We start from the raw sequence: 22,524 nt of genomic DNA on the forward strand, positions 1-22,524 counted from the left end.
GAATTTAGATGGCATCCAGCATTCGCGTCCGCGCCACCGCCAACGGCGACATCACCGAGGTGCAGGTACTGATCCAGCACCCCATGGACACCGGCCTGGTCAAGGACTCCAAGGGCGAGGTGATTCCGGCGCACTTCATCCAGCGACTGAAGTTCGAATGTAACGGCAAGGATGTCTTCGTCGCCGATTGGGGCACCGCGGTCTCGAAGGACCCCTACGTCAAGTTCAGCTTCAAGGGCGCCAAGAAGGGCGACGACCTCAAGGTCTCCTGGACCGACAACAAGGGCGGGTCGGACACGACCACCGCGAAGATTTCGTGATGAATGTCCGCTTCTATCTCCTGCTTGGTTCGTTGAGCGCCGCGCTGGTCGCGTTCGCCCTCACCTCTCCGCGCGTGATCGCGGCCGACAAGGTCGATCCCGTTGCCGATGCGAAAGCGTTCCAGAACTTCTTCTTCCAGAAGTTTCCGACCGTGAAGCACGACGATTTCGTCAACGGTCCTTATTCGATGAACGAGGACATGAAGCGGCAGTGGCAGGAGAAGGAGGAATTTGCGCCCTACGAGTTCGCGCTCGACGCCGGCAAGGAGATGTTCGCGACCCCGTTCAAGAACGGCAAGACCTATGCCGACTGCTTCCCGAACGGCGGCATCGGCATCCGCCAGAACTATCCTTACTTCGACACTGGGGAAGGCAAGGTCGTCACGCTGGAGCTCGCGCTCAACCGCTGCCGCGAGGCCAATGGCGAGGCGCCCTACTCCTACGTCAAGGACGAGATGGCTTCGCTCACCGCCTACATGGCGTTCACCTCGCGCGGCAAGCCGATGGACATCAAGATTCCCGACGACCCGCGCGCGCTCGCCGCGTACGAGAACGGCAAGCGCTACTTCTACACGCGCCGCGGCCAGATGAATTTCTCCTGCGCGAGCTGCCATGTGCAGAGCCCGGGCGAGCGCATCCGCGCCGAGATCCTGGCGCCGGCACTCGGCATTCTGAACGCGATGCCGATCTACCGCTCCGAATGGAGCGGCATGGGTACCACCAGCCGCCGCTTCGTCACCTGCAACAGCCAGACCCGCGCGGTTCCGCTGGAGCCGCAGGCCGATGAATATCGCGACGTCGAATATTTCCTGTCCTACGTCGCCAACGGCCTGCCGATTTCAGGGCCGGGAGCGCGGCCATGAAGCTGTCACTTCCTCTCGCCATGTTGCTCGCATTGAGCCTCGCGCCAGCAGCGCGCGCGGCAGACGAGGCAGACTACAAGGCGGCCTATGCCGCTGCGGAGGCCGCCTCCAAGGAGGCAGCCGGCATGCGCAACCAGTGGACCGTGACCGTATCAGCGCTGGCGGCAGCCAAGAAGGCGGCCGACGGCGGCGATTTCGACCGCGCGGTTGCCGCTTCGAAGGAGGCCGAGGCGCTGGCGAAGGCCTCGATCTTCCAGGCGACGTCAGAAAAAGAGGCGTGGAAGGCGATGGAAATCCGCTAGACTAAAAATCTCGTGGAACCGTCGAATTGCCGTTGAGAGGCGCGGAGAATTTCTGGATGGCCATCCGCCGCCGCGATTTCCTGAAGAGCACCGCTGCTGTCGCCACATCGCTCAGCCTGCCGCGGCTCGCGCGCGGCGCCGAGACCGCGAGCATTTACGACCTTGAGCGGTTCGGCAATGCGCGCATCCTACACACCACCGACACGCATGCGCAGCTCAACCCGGTCTATGTCCGCGAGCCCAGCGTCAATATCGGCATCGGGGAGATGGCAGGACGGCCGCCGCATCTGGTTGGCCGCGCTTTCCTCGAACGGTTCGGGATCCGCTCCGACAGCGCCGATGCCTATGCTTTCAGCTGCTTCGAGTTCGAGAAGTCCGCAGGCCGCTTCGGCAAGCTCGGCGGCTTCGCGCATCTGAAGACACTGATCGATCGCTTGCGCGGCGATGCCGGCGAAAAGCACTCCGTGCTCGTCGACGGCGGCGACCTCTGGCAGGGCACGGGTCTTGCCAACATCATGCAGGGCCGCGACATGGTCGAGGTCGCCAATCTGCTCGGCATCGAGGCGATGACCGGGCACTGGGAATTCACCTATGGCGAGCAGGCGCTGCGCGACAATCTCGAGCGCTTCAAGGGCGAGTTTCTGGCGCAGAACGTCTTCCTGACCGAGGAGGCCGCGTTCAACGACGCCCCCGCCTTCGACAAGGCGAGCGGGCGCGTGTTCAAGCCTTCGATGATCAAGGAGCTCGGCGGCCATCGTGTTGCGATCATCGGCCAGGCCTTCCCCTATGTGCCGATCGCGCATCCCAAGCGGTTCACGCCGGACTGGACTTTTGGCATCCGCGAGGAGGAGTTGCAGAAGCATGTCGATGCCTTGCGCGGCACCGAGAAGGTCGATGCGGTCGTCCTGCTGTCGCACAACGGCATGGACGTCGATCTCAAGCTCGCGAGCCGCATCACCGGCATCGACGTCATCCTCGGCGGCCATACCCATGATGCGATCCCGCAGCCCATCGCGGTGAAGAACGCGAGCGGCACGACGCTCGTCACCAATGCCGGCTCCAACGGAAAATTTCTGGGCGTCCTCGATCTCGCGCTCGACAAGGGCAAGGTCGGCGATGTCAGGTACCATCTGCTGCCGGTCTATTCCGAGCTGCTGAAGCCCGACCCCGGCATGGCCGAGCTGATCGGCCGGGTGCGTGCGCCGCATGTGACCGACTGGTCGGAGAAGATCGCAACGCCCGACCGCCTGCTCTATCGCCGCGACAATTTCGCCGGCCCCGTCGACGAGCTGATCTGCACCGCGCTGCGCAGCGAACTCGATGCCGAGATCGCGCTGTCGCCGGGCTTCCGCTGGGGCGTCACCGCACTGTCCGGCCAGCCGCTGACCATGGAGGATGTGCTCGCGGAAACCGCGATCACCTATCCCGAGACCTATGTGCAGGAGATGACCGGCGCCCAGATCAAGGAAGTGCTGGAAGACATCTGCGACAACCTCTTCAACCCCGATCCCTATTACCAGCAGGGCGGCGACATGGTGCGCGCCGGCGGGCTCAGCTACACCTGCACGCCGACAGCTGCGATCGGCAGCCGCATCTCCGAACTGAAGCTCAATGGCGGCAAGGCGCTCAGCGCGAGCAACCGCTACAAGGTCGCGGGCTGGGCCTCGGTCAACGGCCAGCAGGGCGCACCGGTGTGGGATGTCGTCGCCAAATATCTGCGCTCGGGCCGGATGTTTCAGGAGCGGCTCGGCTCCGGCGTGACGCTGAAGGGCGTCGAGGGCAATCCAGGCATTGCAGGACAGGGATGATGCGATCGCAAATCTGCTGCGCGATGCTGCTGGCGGCGCTCGCCTTCGCCACGCCATGGGCCTCGGCACAGCAAGTGCCGCTCCAGGACAAGCCGTTCGCCGAGCACAAGATCGTGCTTCAGCTCTCCGACGGCGATGCGAAGAAGCACGCGCTGGTGCTGAGCGTCGCCAACAATCTCCTGAAGGCCTACGATCCGGACAAGGTCGCGATCGAGGTGGTGGCGTTCGGTCCCGGCATTGATCTCCTGTTCACCGGCAGCGAGCGCCGCAAGCAGGTCGAAAGCCTGATCGTGCAGGGCGTGCGCTTCGATATCTGCCTCAACACGGTCGACACGATCGAGCGGGAGACCGGAAGACGGCCGGAGTTCATTCCGACTGCGACGCCGGTGCAGGTGGGCGTCGGGCAGATCCTGTTCCTGGCGGAGAATGGGTACACGGTGGTGCGGCCCTGACCTTTTTGTCGGGGCACGGCGCCGCGCCACCCTCGGTGTCATTCCCCGCGAAAGCGGGGAATCCAGTACGCCGCGGGCCCTCCGTATCCCACCACGGCTTCTGGAATACTGGATCGCCCGCCTTCGCGGGCGATGACAGCGGTGGTGGGGCAAGGACCTACGGCAAAACCGCCCCCCACCCCATCACGCAGAATAATAATTTTCTAAATTTCACTCTCTATACAGTGAATTGCTTCTCTTTCCAGCCTCTGGCGTAGTAGAATCCTCGAAACCAGTTCCACGCCGGGTCTTGCCATGATCTTTCGCCAGCTCTTCGACAGCGTTTCGGGCACCTACAGCTATGTCCTCGCCAGCCGCCCCGGCGGCGAGGCGTTGATCCTCGATCCCGTGCTTGAGAAGGTCGATCGCTACTGCCGGCTGCTGCGCGAGCTCGACCTCAAGCTGGTGAAAGCCGTCGACACCCATCTGCATGCCGATCACGTCACCGGCCTCGGCGAACTGCGCGACCGCACCCATTGCATGACCGTGATGGGCGACCAGACCAAGGCCGACGTTGTGGCGATGCGGGTCGCCGACGGCGACAAGGTGACGATCGAGGGCCTGTCGCTCGACGTGATGTATACGCCCGGCCACACCGACGATTCCTACTCCTATCTGATGGGCGACCGCGTCTTCACCGGCGACACGCTTCTGATCCGCGGCACCGGCCGCACCGATTTTCAGAACGGCTCGTCGCGCGCGCAATACGATTCGATCTTCAATCGCCTGCTCAAGCTGCCGGACGAGACGATGGTGTTCCCGGCGCATGACTACAAGGGCGACACCGTCTCCACCATCGGCGAGGAGAAGCGCTACAATCCGCGGCTCCAGGTGCGTTCGGTCGACGAATATATCGAGTTGATGGCGAACCTGAAGCTGCCCAATCCGAAGATGATGGACGTCGCGGTGCCCGCCAACATGCATGTCGGCCTGCATCAGGAGGAGCTGGAGAAAGAGGGCCGCGCGGTCAGCGCCGTCGAGGCGATCCGCTCGCTTGGCCGTCCCGATATCCTGCTGGTCGATCTGCGCGAGACCAATGAGCGGATGAAGCACGGCATGCTCGAAGGCGCGCTGCATACGCCCTACCCGTCCGTTGAAGACAGCCTGAAGCCCGGCGGCATGCTGCGCGAGGTCGCGGCCGCCACCGGCCGCCGCGTCGTGTTCTTCTGCGCCTTCGGCGAACGCTCGGCGATGGCTGTCGCCGCCGCCAAGGAAGCCGGCCTTTCCAACACTGCCCACATCGCCGGCGGCATCGATGCCTGGAAGAAGGCGGGCGGGCCTGTGGTGCACTGACGCCCCCTTCTTGCGGTAAGTCAGGAACCGCACATATTTTTGGGGTAGAAGCGGATGACGCATCACCATCCGGGATCACCCATGGCCAAGACCGCCAAGCCGCGCAAGCCGCCCAAAGTCGTTGATAACAAGCAAGCGGACGACAGGGCGAAGAAGCCCTCGCCTCCGCTCGACGACGACGATTACGACGACGGCGACATCGCGACGCCGAAACGCGACCGCTACGGTTCGGATGACGAGCCGTTGTGAGGGCGGCCGCGGATTTTGATCGCGTGCTAGCGCTGCCCACACCCCGCTGTCGTCCCTGCGAACGCAGGGACCCATACCGCGTGATATCTCGACTGTGACAGGTCACAGTACAGAGCAGCGATCCTCCGCCAAACTGCTCCCTGGGTTATGGGTGCGTGGAGGCGCCCTAACGCCCCTCACTTCCCCCACCCGCGCTACCTGCCATGCGCCCGCGTTCATGGACAAATAACGGCTCTGCCCGATAGTTTGCGCGTCCGCTTAAGGACGTGAAACGGAACTGCAATGGTCGACGTTCTCGCCGCACCGCAACAAGGCAAGGCGGACAGCGCGCTGCGCACGCTGACCGGGATTTCGATCGCGCATTGGGTCAGCCATTTCCATCTGCTGGTCCTGCCGATGCTGTTTCCGTTCCTGAAGAGCCAGCTCGGCGTCGGCTATATCGAGCTCGGCTTCGCGCTCACCGTCTCGGCGGTCGTATCCGGCCTGACGCAGGCGCCGACCGGCTATCTCGTCGACCATTTTGGCGCGCGCAAGATCCTGCTGGGCGGGCTCGCGCTCGGCGGCTTCACGCTGATCCTGCTCGGCCTGCACCTCAGCTATGCCTCGCTGATTGCCTGCGCGGTACTGCTGGGTCTTGCCAACAGCGTCTACCACCCCGCTGACTACGCCATCCTGGCCGAGCATATGGATGAGGCGCGGATGGGCCGTGCCTTCTCGGTCCACACCTTTGCCGGCTATCTCGGCGGCGCCGTGGCGCCGGCGATCGTCGCGGCGCTCGTCACCGTCTCCGGCGGCACGGGTGCGCTGATCGCGTCGGGCGCGATCGCCGTGCTGGTGGCCCTGCTGCTGATCGTCATGAACATTCCCGATGCCGGCGCGCACAAGACCAAGCCGGGCAACGCGAACCTGCCCAAGCAGGCCGTCATCACGCCGGCGCTGATCACGCTCACCGCGCTGTTCATGCTGCTCAGCCTGTCGGTCGCCGGCATCAACAATTTCGGCGTGGTGGCGCTGATGAGCGGCTACGGCGCGTCCTACTCCGCCGCCAACGTCGCGCTGACGGCGTTTCTCGGCTCCAGCGCTGTGGGCGTGCTCGCGGGCGGCTTCCTCGCTGATTACACCGAGCGCCATGGCTATGTCGCAGCCGCCTGCTTTGCCGCAAATGCGCTGATCGTGCTGCTGATCGCGCTGGTGACACTGCCGGGCTGGGCTTTGACCGTCACGATGGCGACTGCGGGCTTCCTCTCCGGCGTGATCGCGCCGTCGCGGGACATGCTAGTGCGCAACGCCGCGCCTCCTGGCGCCGCGGGTCGCGCCTTCGGCATCGTCTCCACCGGCTTTAATCTCGGCGGCATCGTCAGCCCGCTGCTGTTCGGCTGGATCATGGACCAGAGCGCGCCGCACTGGGTGTTCGGGGCGTCCGTGATCTTCATGGTCGCAACCGTGGTGCTGTCGCCGTTCACGGAGCGGAAGCCGCAAGCCAAGGCTTAAGCCACAAATTCAACTGTCGTCCCTGTGAACGCAGAGACCCATAACCCCAGGGAGACATTGCGGCAAGAGACTGGTCACTCCGAGTCTTCGCAACACTGCTCCCTGTGGTTATGGATCCCGGATCTGCGCTTCGCTTGTCCGGGACGACGAATAGAAAAACGTAAAACAACAAAACGGGAAGAAACATCATGAGCACCCCTGATCTCGTGATCCGCGGCGGCACCGTCGCGGATGGAAGCGGCGGCGAATTGTTCGAGGCGGATGTCGCCATCACTGCCGGCAAGATCACCGAGGTCGGGAAGATCTCCGCGAAGGGACAGGAAGAGATCGACGCGCGCGGCAAGCTCGTCACGCCGGGCTTCGTCGACGTGCACACTCATTATGACGGCCAGGTCACCTGGAGCCAGGACATCACGCCGTCGTCGCAGAACGGCGTCACCACCGCGATCATGGGCAATTGCGGTGTCGGCTTCGCGCCGTGCAAGCCCGCCGACCACACCCGTCTGATCCAGCTCATGGAGGGGGTCGAGGATATTCCCGAGCCGGTGCTGAGCGCCGGCATTCCCTGGGCGTGGGAGAGCTTTCCGGACTACATGAACTGGCTGTCGAAGCGCGATTTCGACATCGATGTCGGCGCGCAGCTGCCGCATGCCGCGCTGCGCGTCTACGTCATGGGCGAACGCGGCGCGCGCCGCGATCCCTCAACGGCCGAGGACAATGCGGCGATGGCGAAGCTCGCGGGCGAGGCGGTGCGCTCGGGCGCGCTGGGCTTCTCGACCTCGCGCACGCTCAACCACCGCACCTCGACCGGCGATTTCACGCCGACGCTCAAGGCCGGCGAGGACGAGCTCACCGCGATTGCCGGCGCGATGCACAGCCAGGGCCGCAGCGTGCTGCAATTCGTGCTCGACCTCTCCACCCTCCACGAGGATCTGCCGATGATGCTGCGGGTGGCGGATGCCACCAAATGCCCGATCTCGTTCTCGATCACGCAGAACGACAAGGCGCCAAACCGCTGGCGCCAGACGCTGGACGAGATCAATGCGGCCGCACAACGCGGCCTTTCCATCACCGCGCAGATCGCGGCGCGCCCGGTCGGCCTGCTGCTTGGGCTGGAGCTGTCGCGCAATCCATTTCAGACCCATCCGAGCTACAAGGCGATCGCGCATCTGCCGCTCAGGGAGCGCCTGGCGCGGCTGCATCAGCCGGACGTACGCAACGCGATCCTGAGCGAGACGGCGACCGCGACCGACGATCCGCTGTTCTTCCGGCCCAACTACGACAAGATGTTCCTGCTCGGCGATCCCCCCGATTACGAGCAGCCGCCGGAGAACGCGCTGGGCCCGCAGGCGCGCAAGCAGGGCCGCCAGCCGGAAGAGCTCGCCTACGATGCGATGCTGTCGGATGAGGGCAAGGGCATGCTCTACGTGCCCTTCCTCAACTATGCCGACGGCAATCTCGACGCGACACGCGAGATGCTGATCGATCCGCAATCGGTGCCGGGCCTCTCCGACGGCGGCGCGCATTGCGGCATCATCTGCGACGCGAGCTTCCCGACCTATCTGCTGACGCACTGGACCCGCGACCGCACGCGCGGCGAGAAGCTTACGATCCCCTTCGTGGTCGCCGCGCAGTCACGCAAGACCGCGCTCTCGGTCGGCCTCACCGATCGCGGGCTCATTGCTCCCGGCTATAAGGCCGATGTCAATGTGATCGACTACGACCGGCTGCATCTGCATCCGCCGAAGGTGCATTACGATCTGCCGGTCGGCGGGCGGCGACTGTTGCAGGATGTCGACGGCTATGACGCGACGATCGTGTCGGGCGTGGTGACGCGGCGGCACGGTGAGGCCACCGGCAGGCGACCGGGGAAGTTGATCCGGGGTGCGCAGGGGGTGAATTAAGCGAGCTTGCCGCTTACCCTCCCCTGGAGGGGGAGGGTCGCTACGCATGTAGCGAAGCGGAATGTGTAGCGGGGTGGGGTGACAGTCTCTCCACATCCAATAGTGCCCGAGCGGAGGGATCACCCCACCCCGCTCGCGCTGCGCGCGATCGACCCTCCCCCTCCAGGGGAGGGTAAGAAAGCGCGCCCCTTACGTCGGCGACACCGCGCCCTTCAGCGCCGCGGCCTGCGGGGCCGCACCGCGGGTCAGCCTGGCCTTTTCCGTGTTCGGCCAGAGCAGCATCAGACCGATGACGCCGGAGCCGACCATGACCACCGCGTTGATGGTGAAGCCGGTCAGGTAGCCGTCAACCATGTTGCCGGCGCGCTGGATCACGGTGCCCATCACGTTCGGCGCGATGATGCCCGACAGCGTGTACAGCGCGCCGTAGATCGCGATGACCGCGCCGCGCTGCGAGGCCGGGGTGAACTCGCCGAGCATCGGCGGGCAGACGACGTAGATCGCCCCGCACAAGCCGGAGCCGACGACGAGCAGCGCGATCTGCAGGCCAGCACCCTGCACATGCGCCATCATCGCCAGGATCAGGCCGCCGATGATCAGCGGCACCGAGCCGAGCACGCCGCGCGAGATGCGCGTCGTGTAGCCGCGCGCCATCATCACCTGCGAGACCCACCCCGTGAGGATGACGACGGTCGCGCCGAACACCCAGGGCAGGATCGAGACGTAGCCGGCCTGGCTCTGCGAGAAGCCCAGGCCCTTGACGATGAAGGGCGTGAACCAGGTGAGGCCGAGCGACAGCGCCCAATAGGCCCCGAAGGTCGCGATCACGCAGCCGAGGAAGGTGCGCGAGGTCAGCAGCTGCACATAAGGGATTTTCGGCTCGGTGACGGCGAGAACCTGCGTATCCTCGAGCGGGCCTTCCTTGCCGAACGTCAGCCAGGCGCAGACCCAGAGCAGGCCGACGACGCCAAGCGCGCCGAAGGCGTAGTGCCAGGAGTGATTGACGATGACCCAGTTCAACGCCGGCACGGCCAGGATGACGCCGAAGGCCGAGCCTTGCGACAGGATCGCGGTCGGCAACGTGCGCTTCTCGTCGGGGAACCATTTGTAGATGGCGTGGGCTGCGACCGAGAAGGCAGGTCCTTCGCCAGCGCCCAGCACGATGCGGCAGATCAGGAGCGTGGTGAACGAGACGGTGCCCACCATCGGGAACTGCGCCAGCGCCCAGATCACCGCCAGCGTCAGCAGCACCCAGCGCGTCGGCACCTTGTTGACGATGAAGCCGACCACGATGGCCGAGATCGAGAACAGGAAGAAGAACGAGGAGCCGAGCAGGCCGAATTGCTCGGCATCGAGCTTCAGGTCGGTCATGATCGGCACGCCGGCGAGACCGACGACGATCTTGTCCGCGAAGTTCACCACCATGAAGAGAAAGAGGAGAAAAGTGACGGTCCAGGCGCCCTTCGGCGTTGCCTTGGTTTCCCCTGCCGTCCTGCCCGCAACGTCGGGCGTTCCCTGAGCGCTCATCAATCTCCCCGTATGTCTTTTTGTCGGCACGTTTTTGATTTGGCCGTTTTGGGAGCTAACAACGGCTTCAAGGCCAACGCAACCCCGGCATTTCCACGGCAAGTGTGCTACGCAGCATTGAGTTAATTCCGTCCGGCGCATTGACCTTGCTGAGCATCCGAAACCTCTCAAAGACCTTCTCCTCGGCCGGCGAGCCGGTCCATGTGCTGCGTGGCGTCGACCTCGACCTCAAGGCCGGCGAGCGCGTCGCGCTGACCGGCGAGTCCGGCAGCGGCAAGAGCACGCTGTTGCACTTGATCGCGGGTCTGGATGCCGCCGACGACGGCACAATTCGCCTGGAGGACACCGAGGTCACCAAGCTCTCGGACGCGGGCCGGGCCGAGCTGCGGCGCGACCGGATCGGCCTGGTTTTTCAGCAGTACAATCTGATCCCGAGCCTGTCGGTCGCCGACAATCTCGCCTTCCAGGCGCGGATCGCCGGCCGTCACGATGCGGCATGGTCAAAGGAGCTGATCGAGCGGCTCGGGCTCGGCAATCTGCTCAAGCGTTATCCAGAGCAATTATCAGGCGGCCAGCAGCAGCGGGTCGCGATCGGCCGGGCGCTGGCGACAAAGCCCTCACTGCTGCTCGCGGACGAGCCGACCGGCAATCTCGACGAGGATACCGCCGACGACGTGCTGGCGCTGACGCGCGATCTCGTCACCCGCACCGGCTGCGGCTTCCTGATGGTGACACACAGCCTGCATCTCGCCGGCACGCTTGACCGCCACGTCACCTTGCATGCGGGGCGGATCGCATGAGGCGCGCGCTGTGGGTCCTCGCGGTGCTGCTGAGCCACTGGCGACGGCACAAGATGCAGTTCGCGACGCTCCTGATCGGGCTGATCGCGGCGACCGCACTGTGGAGCGGCGTGCAGGCGATCAACCAGCAGGCCCGCAATGCCTATGACCGCGCGGCGGCGACGTTCGGCGGCGTGCGCACGGCGATGCTGGTGGCGCCTGATGCCGCGACCTTCTCGCAAGAGCTGTTCATAAAACTTCGCCGCGCGGGCTGGCCGGTCTCGCCGGTGCTGGAAGGCCGCGTCCAGGTCAACGGGCGCTCGGTGCGGCTGCTCGGCATCGAGCCGGTCACGATGCCGGCCGACGTCGGCAATGCGCCACGCCTCGGCGCCTCGGATTTGAGCAGTTTTGTTGCGCCGCCCGGCCAGACATTGGTGGCGCGGGAGACGCTGAGCGATCTGCAGGAACAGGAAGGCGCGGCACCGCCGATCAGCAACGGCGCAAAATTGCCGCCGCTGCGCGTGCTGCCGCAGCTCGTGTCCGGCGTACTCGTCGTCGACATCGGCGTCGCGCAGCGGCTCCTGAACAAGCCGGGCCAGGTGTCGTGGCTTTTGATCGGCAAGCCGAGGGGCAAGCCGGCGCCGCTGGCCAGTATCGTCGGCGAGAAGTTGCAGCGGGTCGAGCCGAATGCGGAGACGGAGCTGGAGCGCCTCACCGACAGCTTTCATCTCAACCTGACCGCCTTCGGCCTGCTGTCGTTCTTCGTCGGCCTCTTCATCGTCAACTCCGCCGTCGGCCTCGCCTTCGAGCAGCGGCTGCCGATGCTGCGCACGTTGCGGGCCTGCGGTGCCTCGGCGCGGCTGGTCAACACGGTGCTGGTGGTCGAGCTGGTGGCGCTGGCGCTGGTCGCAGGATTGATCGGGCTCGTCTGCGGCTATTTCATCGCGGCTGCGCTGTTGCCCGACGTCGCGGCGTCGCTGCGCGGGCTGTATGGCGCGCAGATCCCGGGACAGCTCACACTGCGCTCCGAATGGTGGCTCGCCGGTATCGGCATCAGCATCGCGGGTGCACTCGTGGCCGCCGCGACCAGCCTGATCAAGGCGGTCAGGATGCCGGTGCTGGCGACTGCGCAGCCGTACGCCTGGCAGCAGCGGCAGCGCCGCTGGCTGATCCTGCAGAGCGGCGCGGCCTGCGCCGTGTTTGCGGTCGCGCTGTTGCTGCTGCACTACGGGCAATCGCTGATTGCGGGATTCGGCGTGCTGGCCGCATTGATGTTCGGCGCGGCGCTGATCCTGCCGGCATTCCTCGAGATCATCCTGCTCGTGGGCCAGCGCTGGGCGAAGGGGCCGCTGGCCCTGTGGTTCTGGGCGGACAGCCGGCAACAGCTCTCCGGCTTGTCGCTGGCCCTGATGGCGCTGCTGCTCGCGCTGGCCGTCAATGTCGGGGTGTCCACCATGGTGGAGACCTTCAGCCGCACCTTCGTCGGCTGGCTCAACGGGCGGCTTGCCGCCGACGTCTACATCAGCGCCTCCGACAATGCGCAAGGCGTCGCGATCCGGAGCTGGCTGAAGGAGCGCAGCGACGTGCAGGCGATCCTGTCGGGCGGACGCGCCGATACGCAGGTTCAGGGGCAGCCGGTCGAGCTGCTCGGCCTGCCCGATCATGCGCTCTATCGCGAACGTTGGCCACTGCTGGAGACCGCGCCGCGCGCCTGGACCCAGCTCGTGCCCGGCAATGCCGCCTTCATCAGCGAGCAGCTGAGCCGCCGCCTCAACGTCCGCGTCGGCGATGTCATCGAGGTGCCGGCGCCCGGCGGCACCTGGGAGCTCGACATCGCCGGCATCTATGCCGATTACGGCAACCCCAAGGGGCAGCTCGCCGTCAACGTCGCGGCGCTGATCCGGCACTTCCCGCAGACGCCGCAGACGCGGATCGGCCTGATCGTCGCGAAGGAAAATATCCCCGGCCTGATCGCGGCGTTGCAGAAGCAATTCGCGCTCGACGACCGCAGCGTCGCGGATCAGGCAACAGTGAAGGCGGAATCGATCCGGATCTTCAACCGCACCTTTGCGGTGACGTCGGCGCTGAATGCCTTCACGCTCGGCGTGGCCGGCATTGCGCTCTTGACCAGCCTGCTGACACTGGCGAATTCCCGCCTGCCGCAGCTCGCGCCGCTGTGGGCGATCGGCATCACCCGGCCGCGCCTTGCCGCGATCGAACTGACCAAGACATTGTCGGTTGCGCTGTTCACCTCCCTGCTGGCCGTGCCGCTCGGATTGCTGGTGGCTTGGTGTCTGATCGCGATCGTCAATGTGAAGGCGTTCGGCTGGCGGCTGCCGTTCCACGTGTTTCCGCTGCAGCTGGTGGAGCTGGTCGCGGTCGCGCTGATCGCTTCGCTGCTTGCCGCGCTGCTGCCGATGATACGACTGGCGCGGATGCAGCCGGCGAGCCTCGTCAAGGTGTTTGCCAATGAGCGCTGACAAGATTTCGCGGCGCGCCTTCGCCGGCGGCATCGCCGCCCTCGCGGCGGCCCGCCGTGCTGGCGCGCAAGGCTATGCCGGGCTCGGCGAGACCGCCGACGGCTTTGCGAAGGTGACGCCGGGAAAGACGTTCAGCTTCCCGGCCGATCACGGCCCGCATCCGGAGTTTCGCATCGAATGGTGGTATCTCACCGCGAACCTCGTCGATAGCAGCGGAGCGGCTTGCGGCCTGCAATTTACGCTGTTCCGCCAGGCGGCGCGGCCAGGGCCGCAAGGAGAGGGCTGGGCCAATCAGCAGATCTGGATGGCGCATGCGGCGGTGACGCGCGCCGACACCCACCGCTTCAACGAGGTGTTTTCGCGCGGCGGCATTGGACAGGCCGGCGTCACTGCAAAGCCATTTGCGGCGTGGATCGACGATTGGGAGATGAAAGAATCCGAGCGCACCGACGATCGCACGTTGGCGCCGCTGACGCTGAAGGCTTCGGGCACCGACTTCAGTTATTCGGTCACACTGGAGGCCGATCGTCCCGTGGTGCTGCAGGGCGATCACGGCTACAGCCGCAAGTCCGAACGCGGGCAGGCGTCCTACTATTACAGCCAGCCGTTCTACCGCGCCCGCGGCAGCCTCACGATCGACGACAAATCCGTCGATGTCTCGGGCCAGGCCTGGATGGACCGCGAGTGGAGCAGCCAGCCGCTCGATGCCGACCAGACCGGCTGGGACTGGCTGTCGCTACATCTCGCATCCGGCGACAAGCTGATGCTGTACCGGCTGCGCCAGAAGGACGGCAAGGACTATCCGTTCGGCAACTGGATCAGCGCCGCGGGTGACACACAGATGATTTCGGGTGACGATATCCAGATGAGTCCGAAAGCGACCGCCGAGATCGCGGGGCGCAAGTTGCCGGTGGAATGGCAGATCGCGATCCCCTCACGATCATTCTCGATTGGCTGCAGGCCGCTTAACCCAAAAGCCTGGATGGGGACCGGCTTCTCCTATTGGGAAGGGCCGATCAGCTTTGCCGGCACGCATGACGGCGTTGGCTATCTCGAGCTGACCGGCTATTGAAGCGCGACCTCCTCAAAAGGATCTGCGATGTATCATCTCACCGCCCTCGTCACGCTGCTGGCGATCGCATTTTACATGTTCACCTGCATCAACGTCTCGCGCGCGCGCACCAAGACCGGGGTCAAGGTGCCGGCGATGTCGGGCCATCCGGATTTCGAGCGCGCCTTCCGCATCCAGGCGAACACGCTGGAATGGATGCCGGTCTTCCTGCCGGCGCTCTGGCTGTTCGCGATCTATATCGGCGACGCTATTGCAGCGGGAATCGGCGCGGTCTGGATCATCGGCCGCATCGTCTACTTCATCGGTTATTCGCAGGCGGCGGCAAAGCGCGGCCCGGGCTTTGCGATCCAGGGCATTGCGGCGATTGCGCTGTGGGCGGGGGCATTGGGGGCGGTGGTGTTGCGGATGGTGTGAGGCGCGGCATCACGCGCGCCCGTCTCCAGGGCGCGGTGCAGCGTGTAACGCCGCGCCGCTGAACCGGGACCCAATCTGGTCTCGCCCCATGGAGAAATGTGGGTTCCGGCTCTGCGCAGCAGCGTTTCACGCTGCAGCGCGTCCGGGACACGAGAGCCTCACTTCGTCAGCGGGCAGCCGCTGTCCTTGGCGGCGAAGAACGCCTTGTCGCCGGGGACGGTTGCGAGCAGCTTGTAATAGTCCCACGGCTTCTTCGATTCCGACGGCTTCTTGACCTCGAACAGATACATGTCGTGGACCATGCGGCCGTTCTCGAGCACCTTGCCGCCCTGCGCAAAGTCGTCGTCGACCGGCAGCTCCTTCAGCTTCTTGGCGACCGCGTCGGGGTCCTTGGTGCCGGCGGCCTTGACCGCCTTGAGATAGCTCAGCGTCGCCGAATAGGTGCCGGCCTGAATCATGTTCGGCATCCGGCTGGTGCGCTTGAAGAAGCGTTCGCCGAAATGGCGGGTGCGGTCGTTGAGGTCCCAGTAATAGCCCTCGGTCAGCACCAGGCCTTGCGCGGCCTGCAGGCCGAGACCGTTCACCTCGGCGAGCGTCATCAGGAGGCCGGCGAGCTTCTGACCGCCGGAGACGATGCCGAACTCGGCGGCCTGCTTGATCGAGTTGGTGGTGTCGAGGCCGGCATTGGCGAGGCCGACGATCTTCGCCTTCGAGCTCTGCGCCTGGAGCAGGAAGGAGGAGAAGTCCGACGAGTTGAGCGGCACGCGGACCGAGCCGGCCACCTTGCCGCCATTGGCGGTGACGATCTCGCTGGTGTCCTTTTCCAGCGCATAGCCGAAGGCATAGTCGGCAGTGAGGAAGAACCAGGTGTCGCCGCCCGCTTTCGTCAGCGCGCCGCCGGTGCCGACGCCGAGCGCACGGGTGTCATAGGCCCAGTGGAAGCCGTAGGGCTGGCAGGCATCGCCGGTGAGGCGCGAGGTCGCGGCGCCGACGACGATGTCGATCTTCTTCTTTTCCTTGGAGAGCTCGTGGATCGCGAGCGCGACCGAGGAGGTCGTCAGCTCCGTGATCATGTCCACGTTCTCGACGTCGTACCAGCGCCGCGCGATCGACGTGGCGAGATCCGGCTTGTTCTGGTGATCGGCGGTGACCATCTCGATCTTCTGGCCAAGCACTTCACCGCCGAAATCCTCGATCGCCATCTTGGCGGCTTCGACCGAGTATTTGCCGCCGTAGTCGGCATAGACGCCGGACTGATCGTTGAGAATGCCGATCTTTACGCCTTGCGCGAAGGCCGGCGCAGCCAGCAACAGAGCAGACGTCGCGACAGCGGCCAAAAGTGCTGATTTCATATGTTGGCTCCCAGCAGTTTTCTGTTTTGAAATCGCGCGGATACTAGTGAAGAACCCCGCGCCTGCCCATCCATTTCGGCGTAGGCCGTTAGTATGGGATTCTGCGCGCCAACCACCGCTGTCGTCCCGGGGCGCGCGTAGCGCGAGCCCGGGACCCATAACCACAGGGAGAAGCTTTGCGAAGGCTCGGAGTTACCTGTCTCGCGCCGCAATTTCCCCCTGGGGGTATGGGTCCCCGCTTACGCGGGGACGACAGCGAGGGTGTGGATACGCCAGTGGCCACCCGCAACAACTAAGAAGCCACCACCTCCGGCTTCTTCCCCTCGTTCCGCCCTTCCGCCAGGTTCCGCACCACCACATAGAAGATCGGGGTGAACAGCAGGCCGAACAGGGTGACGCCGATCATGCCGAAGAACACGGCAACGCCGACCGCCTGCCGCATCTCCGAGCCGGAGCCGGACGATATCACCAGCGGCAGCACGCCGAGGATGAAGGCGAAGGAGGTCATCAGGATCGGCCGCAGGCGCAGGCGGCAGGCGTCGATCACCGCCTCCAGCCGCGGCTTGCCTTCTTTCTCGATGTCGCGCGCGAACTCGACGATCAGGATCGCGTTCTTTGCAGCTAACCCCACCAGAACGACGAATCCGATCTGGGTGAGGATGTTGACGTCCTGCCCCATGATGCGCACGCCGATCGTGGCGGCCAACAGGCACATCGGTACGATCAGGATCACCGCGAACGGCAGCGTCCAGCTGCCATATTGCGCGGCGAGCACGAGATAGACGAACAGCACGCAGATCGGGAACACGAGCAGGCCCGCATTGCCGCCGGTGACCTGCTGGTAGGAGAGATCGGTCCATTCGAAGGTGAAGCCGCTCGGCAAGATGTCGTCCGCGAGCTTCTTGATGGTGTTGAGCGCGGTGGTCGAGCTGGTGCCCGGCGCCGGCTCGCCTTGGAGCTCGGACGCAGCATAGAGATTGTAGCGCGCGACGCGGTCGGGGCCGGAGACGTCCTTGAACTCGACCACGCTGCCCAGCATCACCATGTCGCCGGAGGCGTTACGCGTGCGCAGGCGCGAGAGGTCGCTGGGCTCTTTTCGGAACGGGAAGTCAGCCTGCGCGGTGACGTGATAGGTGCGGCCGAACAGGTTGAAGTCGTTGACGTAGGTCGATCCGAAGTAGGTCTGGATCGTGTCGTTGATGCTGGCGATGGGCACGCCGAGCTTCTGCGCCTTGGTGCGGTCGATGTCGACGAAGAGCTGCGGCGTGTTGGCCGAGAACGGCGAGAAAACCGTGGGGCCGAGCAGCAACGGCGATTTGCGCGCCGCGGCGACAAGCTCGTCGGTGGCCGCGGCGAGCAGCTCAGGTCCTCGGCCCTGGCGGTCCTGGACGCGGATGGTGAAGCCGCCGCCGGTGCCGATGCCGGGCACGGCCGGCGGCGGAATCACGATGATGAAGGCGCCCTGGATTGCGGCCAGGCGCTTGCGCAGTTCGACCGTGATGGCGTTCGCAGACAATCCCTTCTTCATCCGCGCCTCGGGCTCGTCGAACACCGGGAACAGCGCCGCAGCATTGCCCGCCTGCGTGCGGGTGGCGCCCGAGAAGCCGGCGAAGGCGGCGACGCGAACGATGCCGGGCGTGTCCAGCGAGATCCGCTCGATCTCGCGCACGACTTCGGTGGTGCGCGCCAGCGACGCCGCGCCCGGCAATTGCACGGAGATGATGACGTAGCCGCGATCCTGCGCGGGAATGAAGCCCTGCGGCGTGGTCGCGATCAGCCAGCCGGCGCTGCCGATCAGCACGACATAGATCAGGATCATCACCACCGAATGGCGGATCACGAAATTGGCGAGGCCGGCATAACCATGCGAGAGCCGGTCGAACACGCGGTTGAAGACGCCGGTGAACGCATTCCAGCCACGCGCGAGGAGATTCCAGGCGGCAGGCGGTCGCTTCTCTGCGTGCGGCGTGAGGATCATCGAAGCCAGCGCCGGCGACAGCGTCAGCGAGCAGAAGCAGGAGATCGCGGTCGCCACCGCAATGGTGACGGCGAATTGCTGGAAGAACTGCCCGGAGATGCCGCCAATGAATGCGGTCGGCACGAACACGGCGCAGAGCACCAGCGCGATCGAGACCAGCGCGCCGCCGACCTCCTCCATGGTCTTCAGCGCCGCATCGCGCCGACTTAAGCCGTGCTCGAGATGGCGCTCCACATTCTCCACCACCACGATGGCGTCGTCGACCACGATGCCAACCGCAAGCACGAGGCCGAACAAGGTGAGGTTGTTGATGGAGAAGCCGAGCGCCGCCATCACCGCGAAGGTGCCGACCAGCGAGACAGGGATCGCGATGATCGGAATGATCGCGGGCCGCCAGCCTTGCAGGAACACCAGCACCACGATAACCACGAGCAGCATGGCCTCGTAGATGGTCTTGATCAGCTCGTGGACGGACTGCGCGATAAACTCGGTCGGATTGTAGCCGATATTGTAGTCGAGGCCTTTCGGAAAGCTCTCCTTGAGCTTCACCATGGTGTCGGAGATATTCTTTGCCGTCGCAAGCGCGTTCGATCCCGGCCGCTGCGTCACCAGCATGGCAACCGCCGACTTGCGCAACAGGAAGCTGTTGGTGGAGTAGGCGAGAGCACCGAGCTCGATGCGGGCGACGTCGCGCAGCCGCACCGTGCGGCCGTCGGAGCCGGCCTTGATCAGGATGTCCTCGAACTGCTTCTGGTCCTTCAGGCGCCCGGTGAAAACGAGGTTTGGCTGGAAGGCCCGGTCGGCGATCGGCGGTTCGGCGATCTGGCCGCCCGCGATCTGGACGTTCTGGGCACGGATCGCCGCCAGCACCTCGGTCGAGGTCAGGCCGAGATTGGCGATACGATCAGGGTCGAGCCAGAGCCGCATCGAATAGTCGCGTGCGCCGAAGATCTGGATATCGCCGACGCCGTCGATCCGCAGCAACTGGTCACGGACCTGGAGCAGCGCGTAATTGGAGATGTAGAGCTGGTCGAACGTATCGTCCGGCGACAGCATGAACACGACCATCAGGATGTCGGGCGAGTTCTTGCGCGTGACGACGCCGTTGCGCTGCACTTCGTCCGGCAGCTGCGGCTGTGCGATCGCGACGCGGTTCTGCACCAGCACCTGCGCCTTGTCGAGGTCGGTCCCGAGCTTGAAGGTGACGGTGATCGTCAATTGCCCGTTCGAGGTCGCCTGGCTGTAGAGATACAGCATGTCCTCGACGCCGTTGATCTGCTGCTCGATCGGAGCTGCGACGGTGTCGGACACGGTCTGCGCCGAGGCGCCCGGATATTGCGTGGTGACAACGACGGTCGGCGGCACAACTTGCGGATATTCGGAGACCGGCAGCGTCGTATAGGCGAGCGCGCCGACGATCAGCAGCACGATCGACAGCACCATCGCCAGGATGGGCTGGTTGATGGAGAGACGGCCAAGGTTCATGACTTGTCACCGGACTTGGCCGGCGCTGGCGCGGGAGACGGAGCGACCTTGGCGCCGACGCGAGCGCGCTGGATGCCGTTGACGATGACGCGGTCCTCCGCCTTCAGCCCCTCGCGGATCACGCGCAGGCCCTCATCGAGCGGACCGAGCACCACCGGGCGGGCCTCGACGGTGTCGTCCGGCTTCACGACGAACACGATCTTGCGGGACTGGTCGGTCGCGACCGCGACGTCGGGAATCAGCAGCGCCTCATAGGGCGCGCTGCCGATCAGCCGGACGCGGCCGAACTGGCCCGGCAGGATCGAGAGATCGGTGTTCTTGATCACGGCCCGGCTGCGCAGCGTGCCGGTTGAGACATCGAGGCGGTTGTCGAGGAAGTTGATGGTGCCCTCATGCGACGGCTTGGTCTCGCCGGCGAGCGTCACCTGCACCGGGTTCGCGGTGTCGCGCGAGCTCGGGCGGCGGCCTTCGAACCACAGCTTGCTGTATTTGATGAAGGTAGCTTCATCCATGTCGAAATAGACGTAGATCGGATCGAGCGCGACGATCGAGGTGAGCAGCGTCGAGGTGCCGGTATCGCTGCCCTGCACGAGATTGCCGGGGCTGACGAGATGGCGACTGACGCGGCCGGTGAGCGGCGCGGTCACATGGGTGAACTCGATATTGAGCCGGGCGGCCTTCAGCGCGCCTGCGGCCTGCGTCTCCGCGGCATGCGCCGCCTGCAGGGCCTGGCGGCGCTGGTCGACGGCCTGCTCGGAGACCGCGCTGGTCTGGACCAGGTTCAGGCCACGGTCGAGCTCGCGCTTGGCAAGCTCCACCTTGGCACGCGCGTCGGACAACTGGCCGTCCGCCTGCTCGGCCACCGCCTCGAACGGGCGCGGGTCGATGACGTAGAGCAGGTCGCCCTGATGCACGATCGCGCCGTCCTGGAACTCGACGGAGTTGACGAAGCCGCCGACACGGGGGCGCACCTGCACCTCCTCGACCGCCTCGAAGCGGCCGGTGAACTCGTCCCAATCGGTGACGGTGCGCTTGACTGGCTGGGCAACGGTCACCGGCGGGGGCGGTGGGGCGGCGGCCTGCGAGGCCGGTTGTCCGCAACCAGTGAGAGCGAACGTCGCGGCGAGGAGCCCGGCAATTGCGCAAAGTCGAGGTAGGACGAAATCGTGCGTTTTGACAAAATGCTCGTTTCGGTCCGGTCCGCTCATCCCAAGTCCCTCGCACATTTGCCGCAGCAAAAGCAGCGTACTCGCCTACCCGCGGGCGACACAAGATGGGTTTCAATGATGAAATCTTCAAGACGAAAGCGCGCGCAACGCTTGGGAGGATGCCCTAGCCGGATGACGGGTTGACAGCGAGAGAGATGATGACAAGCGGCAGCTGATGCGCGTCGGCGGAAGGTCAGCAATCAAGACGCGGCGCTCGCCACCCTCCCCGGGAGGCGGAGGGTAAGAAAGTCGCCAGCGTCTTCGCACATGACGGACACCGTCCGCTCGGCTAGATTGCTCCCAGAAAAACAAAGCCGAATTGTCCTGGGAGGACAGGCGTGCACCAGGGACGTGTCGTTTACGGCGCGATCGAGGAGGTTGTGTTCGGCCATCCCGCGGCCGAGGCCGTCGTTGCGCAGATGGATCGGCTGGGGACGCGCCGCGCCTTCCTGATGGTCTCCGGCACGCTGAACCGTCAGACCGACGAAATCGCGAAGATCAAACAGGCGCTCGGCGCGCGCTGCGCCGGCCTGTTCGACGCCATGCCGGCGCATACGCCGCGCGAGGCGGTGATCGCGGCGACCAATGCGGCGCGCGCAGTGAACGCCGACCTGATCGTCACCGTGGGCGGCGGCTCGATCACCGACGGTGCCAAGGCGGTGCAGCTCTGCCTTGCCAACGGCATCGACGACGTCGAGGGCATCGAGCGCATCCGCGTCCACAAGGGCGTCGCGCCCGAGATGACCGCCCCTAACGTGCGGCAGATCAGCGTGCCGACCACGATCGCCGGCGGCGAGTTCAGCGCGATCGCCGGCGTCACCGACCGTGGCACGCATGTGAAGCAGATGCTGCGGCATCCGCTCACGGTGCCGCGTGCGACCATCCTCGATCCCGCCATCACCGTGCACACGCCGGAATGGCTGTTTCTCTCCACCGGCATCCGCGCCGTCGACCATTGCGTCGAGGCGATCTGCTCGCGCGAGACGCACCCTTATGCCGACGCGCAGTCGGTGAAGGGGCTGGCCATGCTCGCCGACGCGCTGCCGCGGGTGAAGGCCGACCCTGCCGATCTCGACGCCCGCATGGATGCGCAGATCGGCACCTGGCTGTCGATGGGCGCGCTCGCCGCCGGCGTGCCGATGGGCGCGAGCCACGGCATCGGCTATGTCCTGGGTGCGGCCTTCGACGTGCCGCACGGCTACACCTCCTGCATCATGCTGCCCGCGGTGATGCGCTGGAATGCGCGCGACAATTCCGAGCGCCAGATGATCGTCGCCGCCGCGATGGGTTTTCCCGGCCACAACGCCGGCGACGTGCTCGACGCCTTCATCCGCTCGCTCGGCATGCCGCGCAGCCTCGCCGACGTCCGCGTCTCGCCTGAGCATTTCGACGCCATCGCCGAACAGGCGATGCGCACCAACTGGATCCCGCGCAACCCGCGCAAGATCGGCGGCCCCGCCGACATTCGCGAAATCCTGCTTCTCGCCGCATAATTTCAAGCCGGAGGA

18 protein-coding genes are annotated in these 22,524 nt (G+C 65.3%); 14 read left to right on the forward strand and 4 right to left on the reverse strand.

Translation table 11 applies throughout. The features are described from left to right. Positions 1-8: 8 nt before the first annotated feature. The 9 genes from soxZ to ACVJ5M_RS02295 all read left to right on the forward strand — a co-directional run bounded on the left by soxZ (position 9) and on the right by ACVJ5M_RS02295 (position 8,721). Positions 9-320: a thiosulfate oxidation carrier complex protein SoxZ gene (soxZ, locus tag ACVJ5M_RS02255; RefSeq protein WP_063979962.1), complete on the forward strand. Its 312-nt coding sequence runs from the start codon at positions 9-11 to the stop codon at positions 318-320. Continuing rightward, positions 320-1,183: a sulfur oxidation c-type cytochrome SoxA gene (gene soxA / locus ACVJ5M_RS02260; protein WP_063979963.1), complete on the forward strand. Its 864-nt coding sequence runs from the start codon at positions 320-322 to the stop codon at positions 1,181-1,183. Before soxZ ends, soxA begins: the two co-directional genes overlap by 1 nt. Beyond that, positions 1,180-1,485, forward strand: coding sequence for a hypothetical protein (locus ACVJ5M_RS02265; RefSeq protein WP_063979964.1), 306 nt, complete (start codon positions 1,180-1,182; stop codon positions 1,483-1,485). The genes soxA and ACVJ5M_RS02265 overlap by 4 nt, the downstream gene beginning before the upstream one ends. Positions 1,486-1,541: 56 nt before the next feature. Next, positions 1,542-3,293: a thiosulfohydrolase SoxB gene (gene soxB, locus ACVJ5M_RS02270; RefSeq protein ID WP_063979965.1), complete on the forward strand. Its 1,752-nt coding sequence runs from the start codon at positions 1,542-1,544 to the stop codon at positions 3,291-3,293. Next, positions 3,290-3,745, forward strand: a complete 456-nt coding sequence (locus tag ACVJ5M_RS02275) for a DsrE family protein (protein WP_063979966.1) — start codon at positions 3,290-3,292, stop codon at positions 3,743-3,745. The genes soxB and ACVJ5M_RS02275 overlap by 4 nt, the downstream gene beginning before the upstream one ends. 294 nt (positions 3,746-4,039) lie before the next feature. Then, a complete protein-coding gene (locus ACVJ5M_RS02280; protein WP_063979967.1) occupies positions 4,040-5,077 on the forward strand; it encodes an MBL fold metallo-hydrolase in 1,038 nt (345 codons plus the stop codon). Between the two features lie 81 nt (positions 5,078-5,158). Continuing rightward, a complete protein-coding gene (locus ACVJ5M_RS02285; RefSeq protein WP_187387843.1) occupies positions 5,159-5,326 on the forward strand; it encodes a hypothetical protein in 168 nt (55 codons plus the stop codon). Between the two features lie 282 nt (positions 5,327-5,608). Beyond that, positions 5,609-6,817 carry an MFS transporter gene (locus ACVJ5M_RS02290; RefSeq protein ID WP_063979968.1) on the forward strand — a complete coding sequence of 403 codons (1,209 nt, stop codon included), beginning with the start codon at positions 5,609-5,611 and terminating at the stop codon, positions 6,815-6,817. Between the two features lie 188 nt (positions 6,818-7,005). After that, entirely contained in the window at positions 7,006-8,721 is a 1,716-nt protein-coding gene (locus tag ACVJ5M_RS02295; RefSeq protein ID WP_231143707.1) for an N-acyl-D-amino-acid deacylase family protein, read from the forward strand. Between the two features lie 189 nt (positions 8,722-8,910). Here ACVJ5M_RS02295 and ACVJ5M_RS02300 read toward each other — a convergent pair whose 3' ends face one another. Continuing rightward, the gene (locus ACVJ5M_RS02300) at positions 8,911-10,248 is read right to left on the reverse strand and encodes an MFS transporter (protein WP_063979969.1); all 1,338 of its coding nucleotides are present in this window, start codon (positions 10,246-10,248) and stop codon (positions 8,911-8,913) included. Positions 10,249-10,394: 146 nt separating this feature from the next. On the opposite strand from ACVJ5M_RS02300, the gene ACVJ5M_RS02305 reads away from it, so the two are divergent. From ACVJ5M_RS02305 to ACVJ5M_RS02320, 4 genes are read left to right on the forward strand one after another with little or no spacing between them, the layout of a single operon-like run. Continuing rightward, positions 10,395-11,048 (forward strand): ABC transporter ATP-binding protein, encoded by a 654-nt coding sequence (locus ACVJ5M_RS02305; protein WP_231143709.1) that lies wholly within the window; start codon positions 10,395-10,397, stop codon positions 11,046-11,048. Next, complete coding sequence (locus tag ACVJ5M_RS02310) at positions 11,045-13,507, forward strand: FtsX-like permease family protein (RefSeq protein ID WP_063979970.1); 2,463 nt, start codon at positions 11,045-11,047, stop codon at positions 13,505-13,507. The genes ACVJ5M_RS02305 and ACVJ5M_RS02310 overlap by 4 nt, the downstream gene beginning before the upstream one ends. Next, positions 13,497-14,579, forward strand: a complete 1,083-nt coding sequence (locus tag ACVJ5M_RS02315; RefSeq protein ID WP_063979971.1) for a lipocalin-like domain-containing protein — start codon at positions 13,497-13,499, stop codon at positions 14,577-14,579. Before ACVJ5M_RS02310 ends, ACVJ5M_RS02315 begins: the two co-directional genes overlap by 11 nt. Before the next feature lie 27 nt (positions 14,580-14,606). Continuing rightward, on the forward strand, positions 14,607-14,993 hold the full coding sequence (locus ACVJ5M_RS02320) for an MAPEG family protein (protein ID WP_063979972.1): 387 nt from the start codon (positions 14,607-14,609) through the stop codon (positions 14,991-14,993). Positions 14,994-15,151: 158 nt separating this feature from the next. On the opposite strand, the gene ACVJ5M_RS02325 is transcribed toward ACVJ5M_RS02320, so the two are convergent. The 3 genes from ACVJ5M_RS02325 to ACVJ5M_RS02335 form a co-directional block, all read right to left on the reverse strand. After that, on the reverse strand, positions 15,152-16,345 hold the full coding sequence (locus ACVJ5M_RS02325; protein ID WP_063979973.1) for an ABC transporter substrate-binding protein: 1,194 nt from the start codon (positions 16,343-16,345) through the stop codon (positions 15,152-15,154). A gap of 292 nt (positions 16,346-16,637) precedes the next feature. Beyond that, on the reverse strand, positions 16,638-19,808 hold the full coding sequence (locus ACVJ5M_RS02330; RefSeq protein ID WP_063979974.1) for an efflux RND transporter permease subunit: 3,171 nt from the start codon (positions 19,806-19,808) through the stop codon (positions 16,638-16,640). Continuing rightward, positions 19,805-21,016 (reverse strand): efflux RND transporter periplasmic adaptor subunit, encoded by a 1,212-nt coding sequence (locus tag ACVJ5M_RS02335; protein WP_063979975.1) that lies wholly within the window; start codon positions 21,014-21,016, stop codon positions 19,805-19,807. Before ACVJ5M_RS02335 ends, ACVJ5M_RS02330 begins: the two co-directional genes overlap by 4 nt. 338 nt (positions 21,017-21,354) lie before the next feature. Between ACVJ5M_RS02335 and ACVJ5M_RS02340 the strand changes: the two genes are divergently transcribed. Then, entirely contained in the window at positions 21,355-22,509 is a 1,155-nt protein-coding gene (locus ACVJ5M_RS02340; RefSeq protein ID WP_063979976.1) for an iron-containing alcohol dehydrogenase, read from the forward strand. The last annotated feature ends 15 nt before the right edge of the window (positions 22,510-22,524 follow it).

It is taken from the genome of Bradyrhizobium sp. S3.7.6 (assembly GCF_054061875.1).

Excerpts from the sequence above, each read along its gene's own strand:
- soxZ (WP_063979962.1), top strand. The coding sequence starts at position 9 with ATGGCATCCAGCATTCGCGTCCGCGCCACCGCCAACGGCGACATCACC.
- soxA (WP_063979963.1), top strand. The coding sequence starts at position 320 with ATGAATGTCCGCTTCTATCTCCTGCTTGGTTCGTTGAGCGCCGCGCTG.
- ACVJ5M_RS02265 (WP_063979964.1), top strand. The coding sequence starts at position 1,180 with ATGAAGCTGTCACTTCCTCTCGCCATGTTGCTCGCATTGAGCCTCGCG.
- soxB (WP_063979965.1), top strand. The coding sequence starts at position 1,542 with ATGGCCATCCGCCGCCGCGATTTCCTGAAGAGCACCGCTGCTGTCGCC.
- ACVJ5M_RS02275 (WP_063979966.1), top strand. The coding sequence starts at position 3,290 with ATGATGCGATCGCAAATCTGCTGCGCGATGCTGCTGGCGGCGCTCGCC.
- ACVJ5M_RS02280 (WP_063979967.1), top strand. The coding sequence starts at position 4,040 with ATGATCTTTCGCCAGCTCTTCGACAGCGTTTCGGGCACCTACAGCTAT.
- ACVJ5M_RS02285 (WP_187387843.1), top strand. The coding sequence starts at position 5,159 with ATGGCCAAGACCGCCAAGCCGCGCAAGCCGCCCAAAGTCGTTGATAAC.
- ACVJ5M_RS02290 (WP_063979968.1), top strand. The coding sequence starts at position 5,609 with ATGGTCGACGTTCTCGCCGCACCGCAACAAGGCAAGGCGGACAGCGCG.
- ACVJ5M_RS02295 (WP_231143707.1), top strand. The coding sequence starts at position 7,006 with ATGAGCACCCCTGATCTCGTGATCCGCGGCGGCACCGTCGCGGATGGA.
- ACVJ5M_RS02300 (WP_063979969.1), bottom strand. The coding sequence starts at position 10,248 with ATGAGCGCTCAGGGAACGCCCGACGTTGCGGGCAGGACGGCAGGGGAA.
- ACVJ5M_RS02310 (WP_063979970.1), top strand. The coding sequence starts at position 11,045 with ATGAGGCGCGCGCTGTGGGTCCTCGCGGTGCTGCTGAGCCACTGGCGA.
- ACVJ5M_RS02315 (WP_063979971.1), top strand. The coding sequence starts at position 13,497 with ATGAGCGCTGACAAGATTTCGCGGCGCGCCTTCGCCGGCGGCATCGCC.
- ACVJ5M_RS02320 (WP_063979972.1), top strand. The coding sequence starts at position 14,607 with ATGTATCATCTCACCGCCCTCGTCACGCTGCTGGCGATCGCATTTTAC.
- ACVJ5M_RS02325 (WP_063979973.1), bottom strand. The coding sequence starts at position 16,345 with ATGAAATCAGCACTTTTGGCCGCTGTCGCGACGTCTGCTCTGTTGCTG.
- ACVJ5M_RS02330 (WP_063979974.1), bottom strand. The coding sequence starts at position 19,808 with ATGAACCTTGGCCGTCTCTCCATCAACCAGCCCATCCTGGCGATGGTG.
- ACVJ5M_RS02335 (WP_063979975.1), bottom strand. The coding sequence starts at position 21,016 with ATGAGCGGACCGGACCGAAACGAGCATTTTGTCAAAACGCACGATTTC.